Below are 16,645 nucleotides of genomic sequence, written 5' to 3' on the forward strand. Positions count from 1 at the left end.
GGCGCATGCCGAACCCTCGGGCCGCGAAGTCAGCCCAGGAAGGCGAACACACCCTCCGTGAGATCGGCCACAGTCGTGTTCAGAACGATGATCTCGTCGTCCTCACCATAGGCGATCACCACGTTGGCGGCCGATTGCGACAATCTCAGATCGTCAAAGCCTCCCGCGCCGCTCTCAAACAGTATCTTATCCGCGCCTCTGCCAAAATCCATGATCTTGTCGATACCGTCTCCGGCGCGGAATCGAAACGTGTCCATCCCCTTCCCGCCAGTCAGGAGGTCGCGCCCGCCAGCCCCCCAGATGTCGTCGTCTCCCCGGCCACCGTCGAGCACGTTCCGCGCGCCGTTTCCAACAAGTACGTTGTCGGCGCCATTGCCGCTCCCGTGCAGGTTTTTCTTTCCGACCAGCGTTAGGTTTTCGACGTGCCGCCCGGAGGCCTGAAGGTCAAAGTCGAGATGGCTCACGACGGTGTCGGTACCCTTCCCGGCCTTTTCCACCACTCGGTCGCCAATGTCGTCCACGTAGTAGGTATCGTCGCCCTTCCAGCCGCGCATCAGGTCGGCGCCCTTCTTGTCGCGGAACGTGTCGTCCCCGCGACCGCCGCGCAGCACGTCGTCGCCCAAGTGACCGTCAAGAAGGTTGTCGCCGTTGTTGCCGGCAATCCGGTTGTCGGATCGATTGCCTACGCCGTCGATATCCGCATTGCCCCGGAGCTTGAGGATTTCGACATTCCTGCCGTTGTCGAACAACGTGAACGATACCGTGCTCAGCACCGTATCCGTGCCGTTGTCCGCGATTTCCACCACCCGGTCGGCGGCATGGTCCACCCGGTAGGAGTCGTTCCCTGCCTTGCCCACAAGGATGTCCTTGCCGGCGCCTCCATCAAGGAAGTTGTTGCCGTCATTGCCGACAATACGGTTCGCCAGCGCATTACCCGCTCCGTCGATGTCGGCCGACCCGGTGAGTTTCAGCACTTCAAGGTCACCGCCATGCGAAAGCAGTGAAAATGTAATCGCGCTGAGCACCGTGTCGCGCCCGCCCCCGGCTTTTTCGATCGCCCGGTCGGCAGCATCGTCGATCACATAGATGTCGCGGCCGCCACCACCGCGCATCTCGTCGCCCCCCGCTCCGCCGTCCAACCGGTCGTCGCCAGCTTTCCCCAGCAACGTGTCCGCTCCGTCTCCACCGGCCAGAACGTTTTTGCCGGCGTTTCCGGAGAGCCGATTGGCCAACGCGTTCCCCAACACGTCAATGTCGCGCTCTCCAGTCAGGACAAGGTCTTCGACGTTCGCCCCGTTGACTGCCATATCGAACGAAATCGACGCCTCGATCCGGTCACGTCCCTGCCCCGCCAACTCGACAATCACCTGTTCGGCGTTCCCGATGACATAGACGTCGTCTCCCGCGCCGCCTTCCATCCGGTCGGCGCCGGCGCCACCGGTCAGGACATCCTTTCCACCGCCGCCAAGCAACACATCCTTGCCGCCCCCGCCGAAGAGTTGATCATTCCCACCACCACCCCGCAACTCATCACGTCCACCCAGCCCAAAGAGCCTGTCCGAACCGCCTCCCGCGATGACCACGTTGGCCGCCATGGTCGCGATGATCTCGTCATCTCCGCCGCCCGTGGTTGCGTTTTCGAAGTTCAGGAAGGTTTTCCCGTCGAAGTTGGTTTTTCCCGTCGCGAGGTCGATTTCGTAGTCGTCATTCGTTGCCGTGGTGTCGAGCCGGTCGCGTCCGTCCCCGCCGTCAAGGAGTTCTTCGCGTGACCCGGCACCAGCGCGCAAGACATCGTCGCCGCTACCGCCGTAGTACTGTCCTCGGCCGTAAGATGTGATATCGTCGTCGCCCTCGCCGCCAAATGCGCGGTTGTCATCATCGGCGTCACCACCGTTTCGTAGGATGTCGTCGCCGTCGCCGCCATAGAGTGTGTCGGCGCTGTCGTCGCCGCCGAGCAACGTGTCGTCGCCGGCGTCGCCATAGAGAGTATCGACGTCCTCACCGCCACGCAGGGTATCGCGGCCTGCGCCCCCGTGAATCGTGTCGGCACCGGCCATCCCGTCCACGATGTCATCGCCGCCATTCGTGATGATCTCGTTGTCGTCAGACGTCGCCAGCACGGTGTCGTCCAACGCGCCCGTCGTGACGCTTTCAAAGTCGGTGTAGCGGTCTCCCGAGTTGATCGAGAGATTGGTCAAGCCGGTCGCGAGGTCAATCTCGTGAACGCCGCGCGCGCCCGTGAGGTCCAGATGATCGTGCCCACCGCCGCCGTCGAGCACTTCCGCCCCGCCAGTCCCATCGCTGGACGCAAAGGCGGTATCGGCCCCTTCCTCTCCGTAGTAGGTACCAAGACCGCCGGAATGCAATTCGTCGTCGCCACTGCCGCCGTACACGGTATCGAAACCGCCGCCGCCGTAGATCACATCATTGCCGCCGTTGCCGAATATCTGGTCGTCGCCGCCCTCGCCACTCAGCGCATCGGCGTCGCTGCCGCCCGACAACCAATCCGCCCCGCCGCCACCGAAAAGGCTGTCCTCGCCGGAACCGCCTTCAAGGGTGTTTTCGCCGTCGCTGCCACGCAGGACATCGTCTCCTGCACCGGCCAAGAGGTTCTCGATCTTGGTCAGCGTCAGAACGGTGAACTTTCCGGCTCCCCTGCCCGCCTCTAGGTCGATGTCCCATGCGACATCGTTGTCGGAAAGATCGAGCGTATCGGCACTGCTGCCGCCGTCCAGATCCTGTGTTCCGCCAAGATCTGATACGAAGAAGGTATCCTCTCCGGTTCCGCCGTAGGCCGAATTGCTCCCGGATTGTAGGACGAGCGTATCATTGCCGGCATTTCCATACAGGACGTCGTCGCCCGATCCGCTTTCGATCCGGTCTGCACCGCCATTTCCGTCCAGAACGTTCGCAATCGATGACCCGACTATCAGGTCGTCGCCGTCGCCTGCTACGACTTCCTCGATCGCCAGAAGCGGCAGGTCGGAGCCGAACGACCCGGTTACGTTGTTCAGCGTTCCCGCCCCGAGATCGACAGCTAGGGCAACGGCCATGTCGTGGAAGGAAATGCGGTCTCTTCCACCACCGCCGTCAAAGGCGTCGCCCGCATTCACGCCGCCATAGACGTAAATCTGATCGTCGCCGTCACCGCCGTGGAGGTCCTCGTTGTCGTCCGTGTCGTGCGAGTAGAGCCTGTCCGCTCCACCGCCACCGTCGGCATACCCACCGTCGGCCCCAACATAGAGGCTGTCGCTGCCCGCCCCGCCGTAGAGGCTGTCGTAGCCGCCGTAGCCGTAGAGCGTATCGACCCCGCCATTCCCGGACAGCCGGTTGGCCACGCCGTTGCCGTCGATCCGGTCATCGCCGTCACCGGTCTTGGCATTCTCGATCACGGTGCCCTGCGAGATGCTCATGTTGCCGCGTTTGCCGCCAATGTCGGAGGTCGTGCCTTCGGCCAGCGAGACGGTCTGATCCGCTACGTATCCAGAGAAATCCACCGTATCGACGCCGCCAGAGTCGATGATGTGGAACGCGTGGGAATCTGCGAAATCCGAAAGGACGTTCCAGATCACGGATACGTCGGCCGTGATCGTCGTGTTGAATCCGTAGGTCGTGTTACCGTCGAATGCCGCGGAAATGTCATAGGTATCGATGCCGTCCAGCGCGAGCCAGTCGGCGATCATTGGCGTCAGCAGATACGCCTTGTCCGCTCCGATCGTGGTGTTCTCGTCCTGGTCGAAGTACGACATGATCGACTTCTGCCAGCTGTCGTTCAGATAGACGTTGGAGTTGTTGCTGTAATCCGGATCGGTGGTTTCGGTGACGAAATTCGCCGCCCCGTCATAGGCTCCGGAATGGCCCAGTCCGAGCGCGTGGCCGATTTCGTGTATGTACGTCTGCAACGAATAGGTGCCGATGCCGGTACCGTGTTTCGTCAGCCAGTTCGTGCTGATGTTGACATAGGCATAGTCGACAAACGCACCGTTGGAGCCGGAGACCGTTTTGTAGCCTGCATAGGCACCGGAACTGTTGTCGCTGAAAAAGAGATCGACGTCGTCGCCGGTTGCGTCCGTCTCGATGAAGGTCACGTCCAGAACGGCGCCGTAGAGCTGCAGAGCTGCACGTGCCAGCGTCGCACCGGCGCTGGTCAGCCCGTCCGCGTCGTCGGTCCAACCCGACAGGTTGTAGTAGAGCACGCCATTGTTGGCACCAACCCCGCCCTCGCCGAGGTTGAACCCATGTGGTTTCTTCCCGAACCAACTCCAGAATCCAACACGCAGATAATCCGCTATCTCCTGGTCGGAATAGACCGGCAGATCGCTTTCCGTCGCTTCGGATGCCACTTCGCTCGAAATCGGCACCGAGAAATCTCCCCACTCTCCCGCGGGATGAGGTCAGCAAGGTATAGCGTCAACGCGCGCCGAACCGGCACGTGTTCTCGAAATCACGATATACAGCCTGATTTCCGGCAACCGACTTCGTCGTCCGGAAGAGCCCCCACCACAAACCTCAGTTGCTCTATCACGGTTGCCCGGGAACGGTAAAGGCGATGTGCTTCACGGTGAATCTGCGCAATATTCCGCCGACATCCCGCGCCAGCGCGCGTGACGCTCACTCTTGCGTGCCGACCAACCGCGAAAACAGATCTCGCCTGACCTGTGCAAAAACCCCGTCCCAATCCATTGGCCGACGTTGGCGATAGAGCCGCATGGAACGGTACCATGGCGTCCTGTCGCCATGATGTCCGTAGAGCCAGAAAGGATCCCAATGAAGCAGATTCCAGACCTCTTTGCCGAGCGATCCCGCAAGATGCGCGGTCGCCGTGTCGGCAGTGATCACGAGGTCCATCTGCTCAATTGTGGCCGCGCAATCGGCCAGATCTGCATCGTTGCTCGCCGTGTCGATCAGGACAGCGTTGCTGGCATCTTCGAAGTATTCCTTCAGAAGCGGCCCCTTGTAGAGCGAATAGAGGCGAACCCCGTCCAGATCGGCAAGCGGCAGAAAGGCTTCATGGCCGAACGCGCGCAGATGGTTGGCCTTGTAGGTGACCGACCCCGACCAGACGACACCAATGCGCAGGTCGTCGCCGGCATTGCTCAACAGGGCTTGCGCGCGGTCGCGACTGACCTGGGGAACATTGAATTCCGCAGGCGCGGGCGGCGCTGCTTCGGTGCGAAAGTAGTGCCTGGGTAGATCGAACATGCTGGTCCACATGTCATACCCGGACAGGTCGGGCACCTCGGTGCTGACGATGTCGGCAAGTCCGGAGTTCTCGAACAGTCGAAGGACTGGCGGCCGGCACACCATATGCACCCGCGCGCCCTGCTCGCGGAGCAGCGGCAGGAACCGGGCACATAACAGGCTGTCGCCCAGCCCCTGTTCCCGAAGAACAAGCAATGACTTTCCCGCCAGTGGCGCGCCGTTCCAACGCGGCAGATCGATGCGCGGGCGCGCCACGTCGCCAGTGGAAAAGCGCGCGTCGTAGTTCGCAAAGCCGGATCGGTAATCACCAGCGGCGAGTTGCGTGAGAGCCAGCTGAAGCCGAACCTGGGATTTGCCGCGAAAGCGCTTTCGCGCGGCCTGCAACACGTCGAGCGCCTCGTCATATCGGCCAAGTGCCCGCAAATGCCGGCCGAGATTCCAGCCGGCGTCCGGATCGTCCGGTGCTTCGTCCAGCAGCTCGCGGAAAAACGCTGCGGCCTCCTCGTTACGGCCAGAGTCGCCGAGGGCATTGGCGAGATTATTGCGTACGATCCGTAGATTTGGCGCCAGCCGATACGCACGTTGCTGGAACCGCAGCGATTGCTTCCTCTGTCCGCTTTGGCGCATGAGGACACCAAGGTTCGACCACACAGTCGCGTCGTCCGGCCGAAGCATCAGGTACTTGGTGTAGAGTGCCGCCGCACGGGAGGTTTCGCCGCGGCGGTGATGGGCAAGCGCCGCCGCACGGAGCGTTTCAGCCGACACCATTTCCGCAGCCGTTCCCGCCGCCTGGGGGGCGCCCCCGTCGGCCGCATTCTTGTCACCGGGACTGCTGCCTGGCATCTCTTGGACTCGTGGCTCACCGTGCCAAAAGGTATTGCGTTTCAGACAACAAACCCGAGGGGCGTGCGAAAGTCAAAGCGCGCGGTCAACCGCGCTGTGCAACTTGCGCGCTCGGCCAGCCGTGCAGAACCTCCTGCAAATCGTTGACCATGGCGTCAAGCCCGGCGGGACGAATGAGAAGCGTAAGCAGGATTCCGTCGAAGGAGGCAAGTATCACACCGTGACCGGACCCTCCGAAACGGTTGAGGGCAAACACACAGCGATCGCGAGACAGGTCAGGCAGGGCGCGCGACGCGGCGAATACATCGCGCTCAAGTTTGCGCGCCAATGCCTCGGCCTGCTCGAACAGGCCGGCATCGCCGCCGCAGTCGGTTTGCCCGTCAAAGCGACGTACCCAGCAGAGTATTGTGCCCCTGTGCCGGGCCAGGATCCCATCCAGCACATCGACCATTGGCAGCCGTCCGGACGGCGCCAATACGACCTCCCACGCATCGGCCAGTTTCTTCGCCGAGATGCCAAAACCATCCTCCGGCTGTTCGGCGGTCTGGGTCTCCTCCCAAACCTGAAGCGCGTCGCTTTCGGCAATGAACCCGTCCAGCAGGTCACGCAGAAACGAGATCGTTTCCGGGTCCCGCGTGTCTTCGGGTTGCCAGATGGTGCTCAACGCGCGACCGCAGAACTGCCTCGCACTGGGCGCGCGCACGCGGAGCACCCGCCGGTTGTGCACATCGAGAAGGAGTTCCCTCCCCTCGGCATTGGCCAGACGCAACGTCCGGGCAAGCACCGTCTCGTCGATTTCCTGGAGCACCGACGCCAAAAGTGTCCTGCCGCCGAACGCGCGCAATTGACGGCCCGCCGCCGAACTCGCCCCCGCCGCGGCCAGACGCTCGATCTTGTGTTGCAGGTCGTCGGGGAGTTTCATGGCTCGGTCCCTTCAGATGCTCTCGCTCAGAGGTCCAGTATCTCGACCGTGCGTCGCGCAATGCCGCGCGCTTGCTGGGACGGGGTTTCGGGCGGGAAGAAAAAGCACAGCGCCGTGCCGGCTTCCTGCGGGACATTCTGGAGCACCAGCAATTCGGTTACAGTGGCGAGCACTGCCTGTTCCGCGTTGTTTCCAACGTTCGAAAACGCCTCGCTCGCAACCCGGCACAGCCCATCGAGAACTTCTTGCGGGCGAGCCGCATGGCTGCTTGCACCAAGCACGGTGGTTGCCTTGAAATCCACGTAAACGACAGCGTCAATCGTCGCGTTCTGCAGGCGCAGTGAGTCCAGTCTCGATGATACGTTCACGTCCGATGCTCTGGTGGCCAAGTTCGTGTGCATACCATCACCCGAACATTGCTAGCACAACCCGCGGCATTGGTTTTCTCTCCGTATCCATAGTTAATTCCATGCGGTCCCGCTCCTCTGCCAGAACCGCAAGGTCGGTTCAGAACGCGGGCACATTCAGTGCGGAACGCGGCAGCCGCTCGCGACGGCTTTGACGATGATTTCCCGGGACAACCCGCTTCGGCGTGACGCTGACCTGGGCGACCGCCAGATGCGGTTCGGCTGCGCGCGGCTCGGACTTGGGTTGTTCCACCACGAGGGCATCTTCATGGACTCGCATATGCGGCGGCGAAAGAGAGTTCGTTTGCCGCGGTGGCAGATTGAACACCACATCGAGCAGTTTCTGTGTGAAGGCTTCCGCTCCGCTATCCTCCCATGCATTGCGGTCGTCTTCTGCCTCAGCCGCCTGAAGAAGCGAGATCGGGTAGACCCCTGCGAACAGCCCGTCGGTTTCACTCTCGACGCGGCTGAGAACCCGGCTCCGGTCCGTTTCCGTGAGGATCTTGTCAAATCGTGTCAGCAGAAGCAGGCTGTTCTGCTGAAGGATCACCGGCATTTCGCTCCAGGTTGCAGCCTCGCTTTGCCGCCATGCCTGAGTCGCGTGGCTACACCAGATCACGCTGTCGGCGTGGGGAATGATCTGCTCCCACGTCTTGGAGGAAAGGTTGGGATCGGAAATGCCGGGCATGTCGATGATGTCCATCAACTCCAACACATCAACTTCCAGGAACACCTTGATATAGGCCGTTTCGTCCACGGACACCCCGTCGAGCGCTCCAAGGTCGAGTTCAGTGGCGTTCCCATCATGATCCACGCTCAGCGCGTGGCCATCGCCGTGACTGTACCAGATCGGAGGCAATTGGGTCGCTGTCACGCGCACCGGCGAAACGCCCTCGCCGATCAAAAGGTTCGCCAGGGTGCTCTTGCCCGCGCTGAACTCGCCCATCAGCGCGACGACGGGTCGAGCGGGCACGGTATCAGGTGTTGTCTGCATCAGTGGGCCTCCGTGGTACTCGGTGCCAGATGCCGCATCAGCACCTGCTTCGCGGCGGAAAGTGCCGCGATCTTCTGTTTCGCGCCGTCCCCGAGCCCGGCATCTTCCAGGTCCTCGGGACAGACATCGCCTCGCATGGATAGATCGTTCAGGATCGTTCGCTGCGCCGAAATGAAATCCAGCAACGGCTTCATCGCGGCCTCTTGCGTCGCGCTGCCATAGTCGCTCTTCAGTGTTGCCACCATCGCATCTGTTTCCGACTTGATCAGATCACCGAAGTCCGCGGCATAGGCGCGATAGCCCCGCCGGCTCCGCCACCAGCGCTTCCACCATCCGGCATTCATGTCGAGCGCGATGGTTTGACCAAGGAAGACCGGCGGCGGCAAGACCGGAACTGCGGGTGGCTCTATGGAAAAACTGTCGGGATCCATGCCGAAGCCGCGCAGGTAGAGATCGCAGACCTCCTTCGCGCCTTCGTCGTAGACCTTGCGAATTGCGGCGGTGCTGCGCCGCGAGAACACCTGAAACGCGGTCCGCAACAGGATACGGAGGCCGGTGGGATCGTACGTCCAGACTGAAAGCTCACCATAGGTTTCCAGATGCTTGATCAGCGCACTGGTGGCCCGGTCAACGAAACCGACATTTGCGCGGTCCAGCCGTTCGTGGAACTCCGGTACGATCTTGGCGAAGTCATCCGCTATACGCTGCTTGCAGCGCTCTTCGATCCGGTCCAGTTCCGCCGGCAGCGCTTTGCGGTTCAGCGGAACGACATTCGAATCCCTCGGGGGCCCTTCGACGAGTTGCGCGGATGTCTCAAGGCTGGACGCGAGGTTGAGCGCGGAGCGCGCGACATAGTCAGAAACCTCGCGCCCGACGGTGTCGGACACGCGGCTCGAAAGCGCCTCGAACAACTTCGGGATACCCGAAAGCTCCCATACATCGGCCGACGAAAGCTCACCGGACGGATCCTCCGGCATTTCTCCGGTCTCTGCCTCCGCCCAGTTGATCAGCGCCTGGGTGCTTTCCGGGTCCATGTTCGAGACATTCCGGCGCAATGCGTGATTGGCCCAGTAGGCACTGCCGAAGATGATCTGCGCATCTTCCGGTCCATGATGATCCTTGATCGTCTGGCGAATGCTCTCCGCGATGGTGTTGGCCTGCCCGCCGGGATCCGCCAATTCGTCAATCCGGTTGACGAAGATGACAACGCTGCGCGACGGAATGTTTGCGATCAGCCGGATAAGCGCGAGATCCACCGAGGACATCGCCTGATGCGCCGACAGGACCACAACGCAGGACCGGCTCTCCCGGATTGCCCGCATGGTGATCTGCTCGCGCATCATGAAGGTGTCATTCACCCCCGGTGTGTCGCGGATACACAGGTCCACCGGATATTCCGGACGGTACATGTATAGGTCTGCCGACTTGGTGATATCGGCAAAGCGTCCGCGCGTCGTGGACGTATCGTGGTCCGTCTCGAAATCGTCACCAAGGCAGACGTATCGCTCCACCAGTTCGGCGTCGAGGAAACCGTATTTGTGCTCCTGCCCCATGAGCAGTTCGAATTTGTCGCCCAACCGGTAGAGCGACTTGGTTCGCATCGTCTCCAGTTGCGCTGCCACTTTCGCGAGGTCGTCGTCAGCCCCTGCCCGACCCGCCAGTTCACCCAACCGGCCGCCGCCCTGCATTAGCCGCTTCCATTCGTCCTCCTCGAAGAAGCGAAACACCGCGCGTGCACTGTCCACCAGCGGGCGCGAGGATAGATGGATCGAGGTCACGACCGAGGTCCAGGGGTTCACATCCGCCGGCAGCAGATCCGGGCAGCCGATCATCGCGTTGACCAATGACGTCTTGCCGGATTTCACCTGCCCGATCATCGTGACGCTCGGCTCGGCACGCCTCAGCCGCTGCTGGAGTTTGCGCGTGCTCGAAGAAATCGCCCGATCACCGATTTCGGCAATGGATTCTATCGCTTGCGACAGCTCATCAAGGTCGTTTGCGATGGGGGATAGCGCCGAGACCCCGCTTTCCAGCAGATCTGCGTTGATCGCCGGTTCCAACATCTCTGCGCGCTCGAATGTACGATCGATAATCATTCCGTGCCCTTGAAGACCACCCATGGGAAGACAAATTCACCGATCAAAGACACAGACCGGCAGCCACTTCTGCCGCATAGCTTCCCGCATGGGCAAAATTCGCCGAGCTTCGTGGCCATTGTAAGGCAGCAATCTGTCCAAAACGGTCGTTGACGCAGGCCGTTGCAAGGCGACGCAAATCAACTGCACCGTCGCCATTGCGGAAAAAGATAACACAAGAACAATGATTTACGCGGCGGCCCGTGTGTCGAGTTCCCGGCGGATTTGAAGCATGAGGCAGATACCGTCCATCTCTGGGCATCCCTCGCCTTCGATTTCCATCAGGACGAGAAGTTCATCTGCTTCCATGAGGACATCTGACAACTCCGCAAGATCGCCCTCTGCAACGGAGGTCTGGGAGTCGAGCAGTTCGGTGAGAAGTTCGATCGTCTCGCGGCAGTGGCTCATGACATCGGGGCCGGTCACCCCTTCGCCAGAGGTGTTGTCGCCAAGCAGAAGTCGCGCTCGCTCCCGAACAAGTGCTGCCGCCTCCTGGCAAAGCGCGGCAATCTCCGCGTTGCGGACAGGCGACGACGTGTCTTCGGAAGGTTCGTCCACCGTGTCCGGCACGCGAACCGATGCATGGTCCGTTTCTGGCGACGGCGCGAGACTCACAACCTCGTCGGGAACCTCGAAAGTTGTCTCGTACTTTTTCAGAAACAACAGCGCTGAATCGCTGTCGGCTTGCCGCCCGAGTTCCGCATGGCGCCCCAAGCCGTCCGACAGACGCGCGAGCCCAAGGTCTTTTGCACCTTGATCTGCGTCCAGATCCACAGGAATGACGTCGAGAAACGCCCTGTCCAGGCCGTTTCTTATCTGCGAGGCGCGCCCCTGTCGGCTATCCCCCCAGAGAGCGAGAAAGGCATGGTCCGTGAGGCGCTCATCTACACCCCGCCAGATCCTCTGTTCGGCATCTCCGAAGTCGCGGGAGCACCACACGAAAATGTCTGCCCGGCTCGAAACCCATTTCAGCGCCATCCGCATGTCGGCTTCGGATCCGCCGACACCCACATCGAGGAAGCAGGTGCGCTTGAGCAGAGGAACCGATCTTGCGAGGGAGAGAAATAGAATATCGTTCCCGAACTGGTCGGGAACGTCAGAAAGATCCTCGACCTTTCCGTCCGGTCGCGTCGCACGCGTGCTGTCCGTTTCGCTGAAACGCAATTCCAGCGGGGGCTTTCCTGGCGCCACCGGAACGACCGGCGCACCAAGGATATCATTGATCATCTCGCCACTACGGCCATCAGACGCCCCGACAAAGGCAATGCGCACGGGCGTTTCGAGCCGACGCAACAACCCCTCGGCATGGCGCCCCACGTTCGCCGGTAACGATCCGGAAGACTGGAGCGCCCGAAGCCGCTCGCAGACCAGATCGAAATTGCCGTGATGTGCCATGTCGGCGTGCCTCAGGGTGTGTCGCACTTCAACTGTCGCCGCCCCTTATGGGCACGCGCCTTTCCAGTGTCCACGGTCTTGAGTGCGAAGATGGACGTCGGACGCGCCGGCACCACGGGCCGCGGTGCCACATGCGGTCGATTTCCCCGAATTGCCGGGGTCTCGACCAACTGGATCTTCACCACGACAATCGACACATTGTCCTGATCGGGATCATCCAGCTTCTCGATCTCTCGCAGCAGTTGCGCCGCGATCTGGCCGCTCGACATCGTCGACCAGTCCGCCAGCACCGTTCGTATCCGTTCGTTGCTCAGGTACTCGATCCCATCGCTGGCAAAAACCAGCAGATCGCCGTTCAGCAGCCTGAAAGGCTCTTCGGGGCAGTCGATTTCGGCGATACCGCCGCCACCCACGACGGAGGTCAAGCAGTTCCGGTCAGGATGCTGCGCGGCATCCTCGCTCTCCATCAGGCCAGATGCGACCATCGAATCCATCGTATGTCCGAAGGAATGCTCCTCGTTCAGACGCTGCAGAACGCCGCCGCGAAAGAGATAGAGCGGAGAATCTCCGATGGAAATCCAATGAAGCGCATCGCCCTGGAGCACTCCGGCGACGAGTGTCGCCCCCATGCCAAGAGACTCGGGACGATCCTCGATATACGCGCGGATACAGTCGTTCGCCCCGCGCGCTGCCCGGGTCAGCACCCCGTGGTATCCAGTCTCCTGCGCCTCGGATGCGCCGGACTGAAGTTTCAACTCGCTGAAGACTTCCGTCAGAACGATCTTGCTGGCCACGTCACCCGCGGCATGCCCGCCCATCCCATCCGAGAGAACGACCAGCCCGGTGTCGCTGCCCAGCGGGCAATCGAACAGGACAGCGTCCTCCTGATAGGTGCGTTTACCGACGCTGACGGCCGAGGCCGCCTCGAAGAAGGGTTCAGAGTGTTGCTGCATCCCGGGCACCGGTTTCCTTACCTTCGTCCCAGGAAAAATCGGACCCGCACAGCGCGACGAACCGCAGTGTGGTTTCACCGATACGAATCTGGTCTCCACTGGTGAGGGGCTCAGTGCTGAGTACCGGCATTCCGTTCAACCGAACCAGGTTAGCTTTGCCCCCGTGGCCAATGAAGAACGTCTGCTGCTCGTCGTCGTATGCGATCGCCGCGTGGTTCTCGCGCGAAATGCTTGTGTCGCCGTGGTCCAGCGTCACGGCCTGGTCATCGGCCCGTCCAATTGTCGAGACCCCGTCGAACAGGGCGTATGACGCGCCTCGCCCCGGCCCCTTGACGACGACAAGCCAACCCACTGGGAAACGGGCGCTTTCGGCAGGCGCGGCGGGGCTCGGCCGCGCGAAGGGGTTGTTCTCGACCTCGTCCGGCCGATGGAAGCCGAGGAGCCGTGTCTTCACCCGGCCTGCACGCTGTTGACGAGGCCGCTCCTGAGCGGGCTCGGCGGTTGGTTCGGCAGCCACGCCAGGTACCGGTTCGGACTGCTGACGCAAGGAGGAGACGTTCGAAGGCGTCGATGGTACCGGCGGTTCGTCCTCCGCGGAATCCCGGACGTCTTCTTCACGGTCGAGGTCCCAAATGCGCAGCGTTTGCGCGATGTGTTCCATCGTCTCGTCGGAAGCCGCACCTGGCTGGGCCACTTCGGAGGGGACCTCCGATTCCTCGAGTTCTACCTCCGTAACGTCCCGCACATCATTGAGTTCGTGTTCATAATCTTCGTTTGAAGAATCTCCAGATACCTGAGTCTCCAGCGCTTCGTCCGCATCCTTTGATTCCGCTTCGTCAGCGGGGAAAGCCTGCAACGGGCTTTCGAAAGCCTTGTCGAGATTAACCGATGGAGTGGCCGGAACGTCTGCAACAACCTCTTCCGCATCGTCTTGCTCAAGCTCGCGGATGGAAATACCCTCTTCCGCGGGGTCTCTGTCCTCGGCGAAGTCAATGGCGTCTTCGGTTTCCTCGGGTGCTTCGTCCGCAGCGCGGAACTCGAAGTTCTGGGCCTCGTCTGCCATCCCGCATACCGATGCCGGCGCTACCTCTGGTACGTCCCATGCCCCATTTTCAATTGGCTCCGCGGCGTCCTCGGGGCGCAGCAGCAGTGGTTCAGGGCGAGTATCCCCCGCATCATCTCGCGGGGCGCATTCTGCTGGCGCGTCATCGAGTGACTCGTCTGCCATTGGATCCCGGAAGCGAACGCCCTCGTGGTGGCTGTCGCGCACTGACGCCATTGCGGTTTCCCTGATCTCCAACAGGTCAGGGCGGGCCATCCCGTGGCGTGCGACGCCGTGCGCGGCCGGCAGGGCCACCGCTTGCGCCGCAGCGGGCGTCGCATCGGAGCGTTTCTTTTCAATTAGTTCCGAGATGAATCTCATTGTTCAGCCCTTCCGGCAAGTTGGGTTGGGTCCTCTGCGAACAAAGGGCCGATCGTCCAGAGCGCTTTTTCCACGAGCGATTTGGTGACCGGCACAGGTTCCTGGGCCTCGCGCGCAAGCCGTTCTTGCTCCGCGCGCCGTTCTTCCGATCGCTTTGCGATCATCGCGATGTAATCCACGTATTCCGGAGCCTGCGGCGGAACCACTGTCTCAACCGGGGCCCGGCCAAAGGTTTCAATTTCCTGAGAGTCCGGCGTCGGATTCTGGACGTCTGGTAACGAGTCCGGAAACGGATACGCGCCGTCGACGCTCTCCTCTTTCACCGTCTCTGAGTTGCGAAGAAGCTCCGCCTCCTCTGCGCGCCGCGCCGCTTCCATTTCCTCGCGCTGCCGATCCTCTTCGAGGATGCGCGCGAGTTCGGTGTTTGTCTGGCGGGTCAGCTCGCTTACAAGCTGGTCGATCCGGGCGTCCTTGCGGGCGACCTCAAGCGCCTGCGACGTCTGCGAATGGTCATCGATTTCGAGCAACCACTCGTTCGCGCTCTGCATCCGGTCGCGCCCCAATACTGAAAGCGCCTTGTCCAGCGACGCCAGCAGCGGACGGTCGAAGCGCTCAATACGGGCTTCGAGTTTTTCGTAGGGGTCAGGCAATCCCTCGGCGACAGCGGCGAGGCGATCCGGACTCGGCGGCGGGGCCTCTCCCGTTATCGCGAAGTGGAAGGTGGCTGCGAGCGAATAGATGTCGCTCTCAGGCGAGTGTATTCCCCGGCTCTGATAAAACTCGTGCGGCGAGTATCCGTCCTTGACCGCCTGGAGCGCCGAGGCATCGCGCGCCGCCTGAGCGCGCGCAGCACCGAAATCGATCAGAACGGGGTTTCCGTTTTTCTCGATCAGGATGTTGTCCGGAGAGATGTCGCGATGAAGGATACCGCGCGCATGGATGTGAGAGATTGCGCTCAGAACCGTCACCATGAGCTCGCGGACGCGTGACGGACCGAAGTGCTCCCGGTCGTCCTCGATCAGCGATTGCAGGTCTTTGCCTTCGACGAAGTCGAGCGCCATATAGGCTGTCTTGTTGTCCGCAAAGACCTCGTGCACCCGAACGATATTGGGATGCTCCAACATCGCCAGCGCCCGCGCTTCCTTGCGAAAAAGGTCAAGCAACGCTTGGTAATCCTTGGCGTTTGCGTCGGAACGTACCCGAACGTTTTTCCCCGACCGGTAGCAAATGAAGCTCGGAAAGCACTCTTTGAGCACGACAAGCCGGTCCAGGCTGTTGCGCGCAAGGTAGGTGATTCCGAATCCGCCGGAGTTCAGATACCGCTCGATACGGTACTGGCCGCGCAGCAGCGTGGAGCCGACGGGCAGTTCGTCGCCCTGTTTTTTGTCCGTGTCCGGCTCTCTGCGCTCTGTGGCTGCGCTCATGCGAATTCCCTTTCGGCGAGTCTAGGGCGCCTGCCACGCAGACGTGCCTTCGCCATCATTTCGGAACGTGTCGGCAGAATGTGGCGGGAAAAAGGACAAAGCCGTGCCATCATGTGGCCACTGGGCCGGTTTTGCCGGGTCGCACACATGGATGGCAGTGTTTCGCGCGCATTTTGCAATGTGGCAGGAACCCGGCAACCGGACCGATCACAGTTGGAGATCATCGCAGAATCGACCGCCGCACGTGCCGAAATGCCCTCTGATCGTCTGGAAATGTCGAACAATATCAGCACACAAACTTCGATTGTTCAGGAAGTTAGCCCTGATTTGGAACATCCTGGCTTTTACCCGACAATCCGGTCGGCACTCCGGAAACCTCGACAAGTTTGGTTGGATCGGCCGCCTTAAACACTGGCGAATGCCGCAACGGCCCGCGAATAGTCGCCATACGGCGCGTCGCATCGGTTTTTGGATGCGCGAACAGGCTTACAGGTGTTGGACCGAGCCCTGTTGCGCGCGGTGAGAGTGTCCGACCGTTCGTCGCTTCAAGCTGCACCCGCGGGAGCGATCGCATCGCACAGTGGTACCGCTCTGCCTGAACTACCCTACGGGCGCAAACCTCGTCTGGTTGAGAGAGACTTCACACAAAGAGCGCACTGCGGCAGCATTGCGGTGCGGACTCCTCAACCGGAAATACCAAGTCATCCGGCAGTGACTTCGGATCTAAAAAACATGCTTGTGCGATAATTATCAATATGTTGAGCATCATAACTTCACTATTGCTTTAGCTACTGCCATAGCAACACTTCGAGCGTGCATCTGAGTGCCTCCCGGCCTTACTCCGCCGGATCTAGAATGGGTGAACGTCGTAAAATTGTTAAATTGCTTATAATTGAAGTGCGATCTTATGAAATCAGTTTAGGTACGCCGTTGCTCAAGCGTCAGCG

10 protein-coding genes are annotated in these 16,645 nt (G+C 61.2%); all 10 read right to left on the reverse strand.

From position 1 onward, the window contains the following. Positions 1–29: 29 nt before the first annotated feature. Complete coding sequence (locus tag ARC39_RS12370; RefSeq protein WP_068114856.1) at positions 30–4,361, reverse strand: M10 family metallopeptidase; 4,332 nt, start codon at positions 4,359–4,361, stop codon at positions 30–32. A 250-nt stretch (positions 4,362–4,611) separates the two neighbouring features. Next, positions 4,612–6,045, reverse strand: coding sequence for a tetratricopeptide repeat protein (locus tag ARC39_RS12375; RefSeq protein WP_068114857.1), 1,434 nt, complete (start codon positions 6,043–6,045; stop codon positions 4,612–4,614). 85 nt (positions 6,046–6,130) lie between these two features. After that, positions 6,131–6,967: a hypothetical protein gene (locus ARC39_RS12380; protein WP_068114858.1), complete on the reverse strand. Its 837-nt coding sequence runs from the start codon at positions 6,965–6,967 to the stop codon at positions 6,131–6,133. A gap of 26 nt (positions 6,968–6,993) precedes the next feature. Beyond that, positions 6,994–7,335, reverse strand: coding sequence for a hypothetical protein (locus ARC39_RS12385; protein WP_149866407.1), 342 nt, complete (start codon positions 7,333–7,335; stop codon positions 6,994–6,996). Between the two features lie 139 nt (positions 7,336–7,474). Beyond that, positions 7,475–8,368 carry a dynamin family protein gene (locus ARC39_RS12390; protein WP_068114862.1) on the reverse strand — a complete coding sequence of 298 codons (894 nt, stop codon included), beginning with the start codon at positions 8,366–8,368 and terminating at the stop codon, positions 7,475–7,477. Continuing rightward, positions 8,368–10,464, reverse strand: coding sequence for a dynamin family protein (locus ARC39_RS12395; RefSeq protein WP_161470963.1), 2,097 nt, complete (start codon positions 10,462–10,464; stop codon positions 8,368–8,370). The genes ARC39_RS12390 and ARC39_RS12395 overlap by 1 nt, the downstream gene beginning before the upstream one ends. A 228-nt stretch (positions 10,465–10,692) precedes the next feature. Then, positions 10,693–11,898 carry a hypothetical protein gene (locus ARC39_RS12400; protein ID WP_068114865.1) on the reverse strand — a complete coding sequence of 402 codons (1,206 nt, stop codon included), beginning with the start codon at positions 11,896–11,898 and terminating at the stop codon, positions 10,693–10,695. Between the two features lie 11 nt (positions 11,899–11,909). Continuing rightward, entirely contained in the window at positions 11,910–12,851 is a 942-nt protein-coding gene (locus ARC39_RS12405) for a PP2C family protein-serine/threonine phosphatase (RefSeq protein WP_068114868.1), read from the reverse strand. Further along, positions 12,835–14,274, reverse strand: a complete 1,440-nt coding sequence (locus tag ARC39_RS26210; RefSeq protein ID WP_068114870.1) for an FHA domain-containing protein — start codon at positions 14,272–14,274, stop codon at positions 12,835–12,837. Before ARC39_RS26210 ends, ARC39_RS12405 begins: the two co-directional genes overlap by 17 nt. Then, the gene (locus ARC39_RS12415) at positions 14,271–15,698 is read right to left on the reverse strand and encodes a serine/threonine protein kinase (protein WP_068114872.1); all 1,428 of its coding nucleotides are present in this window, start codon (positions 15,696–15,698) and stop codon (positions 14,271–14,273) included. The genes ARC39_RS26210 and ARC39_RS12415 overlap by 4 nt, the downstream gene beginning before the upstream one ends. Between the last annotated feature and the right edge of the window lie 947 nt (positions 15,699–16,645).

The sequence above is a fragment of the Tropicimonas marinistellae genome (genome assembly GCF_001509585.1).
GTDB classification, from domain to species: Bacteria; Pseudomonadota; Alphaproteobacteria; order Rhodobacterales; family Rhodobacteraceae; genus Tropicimonas; species Tropicimonas marinistellae.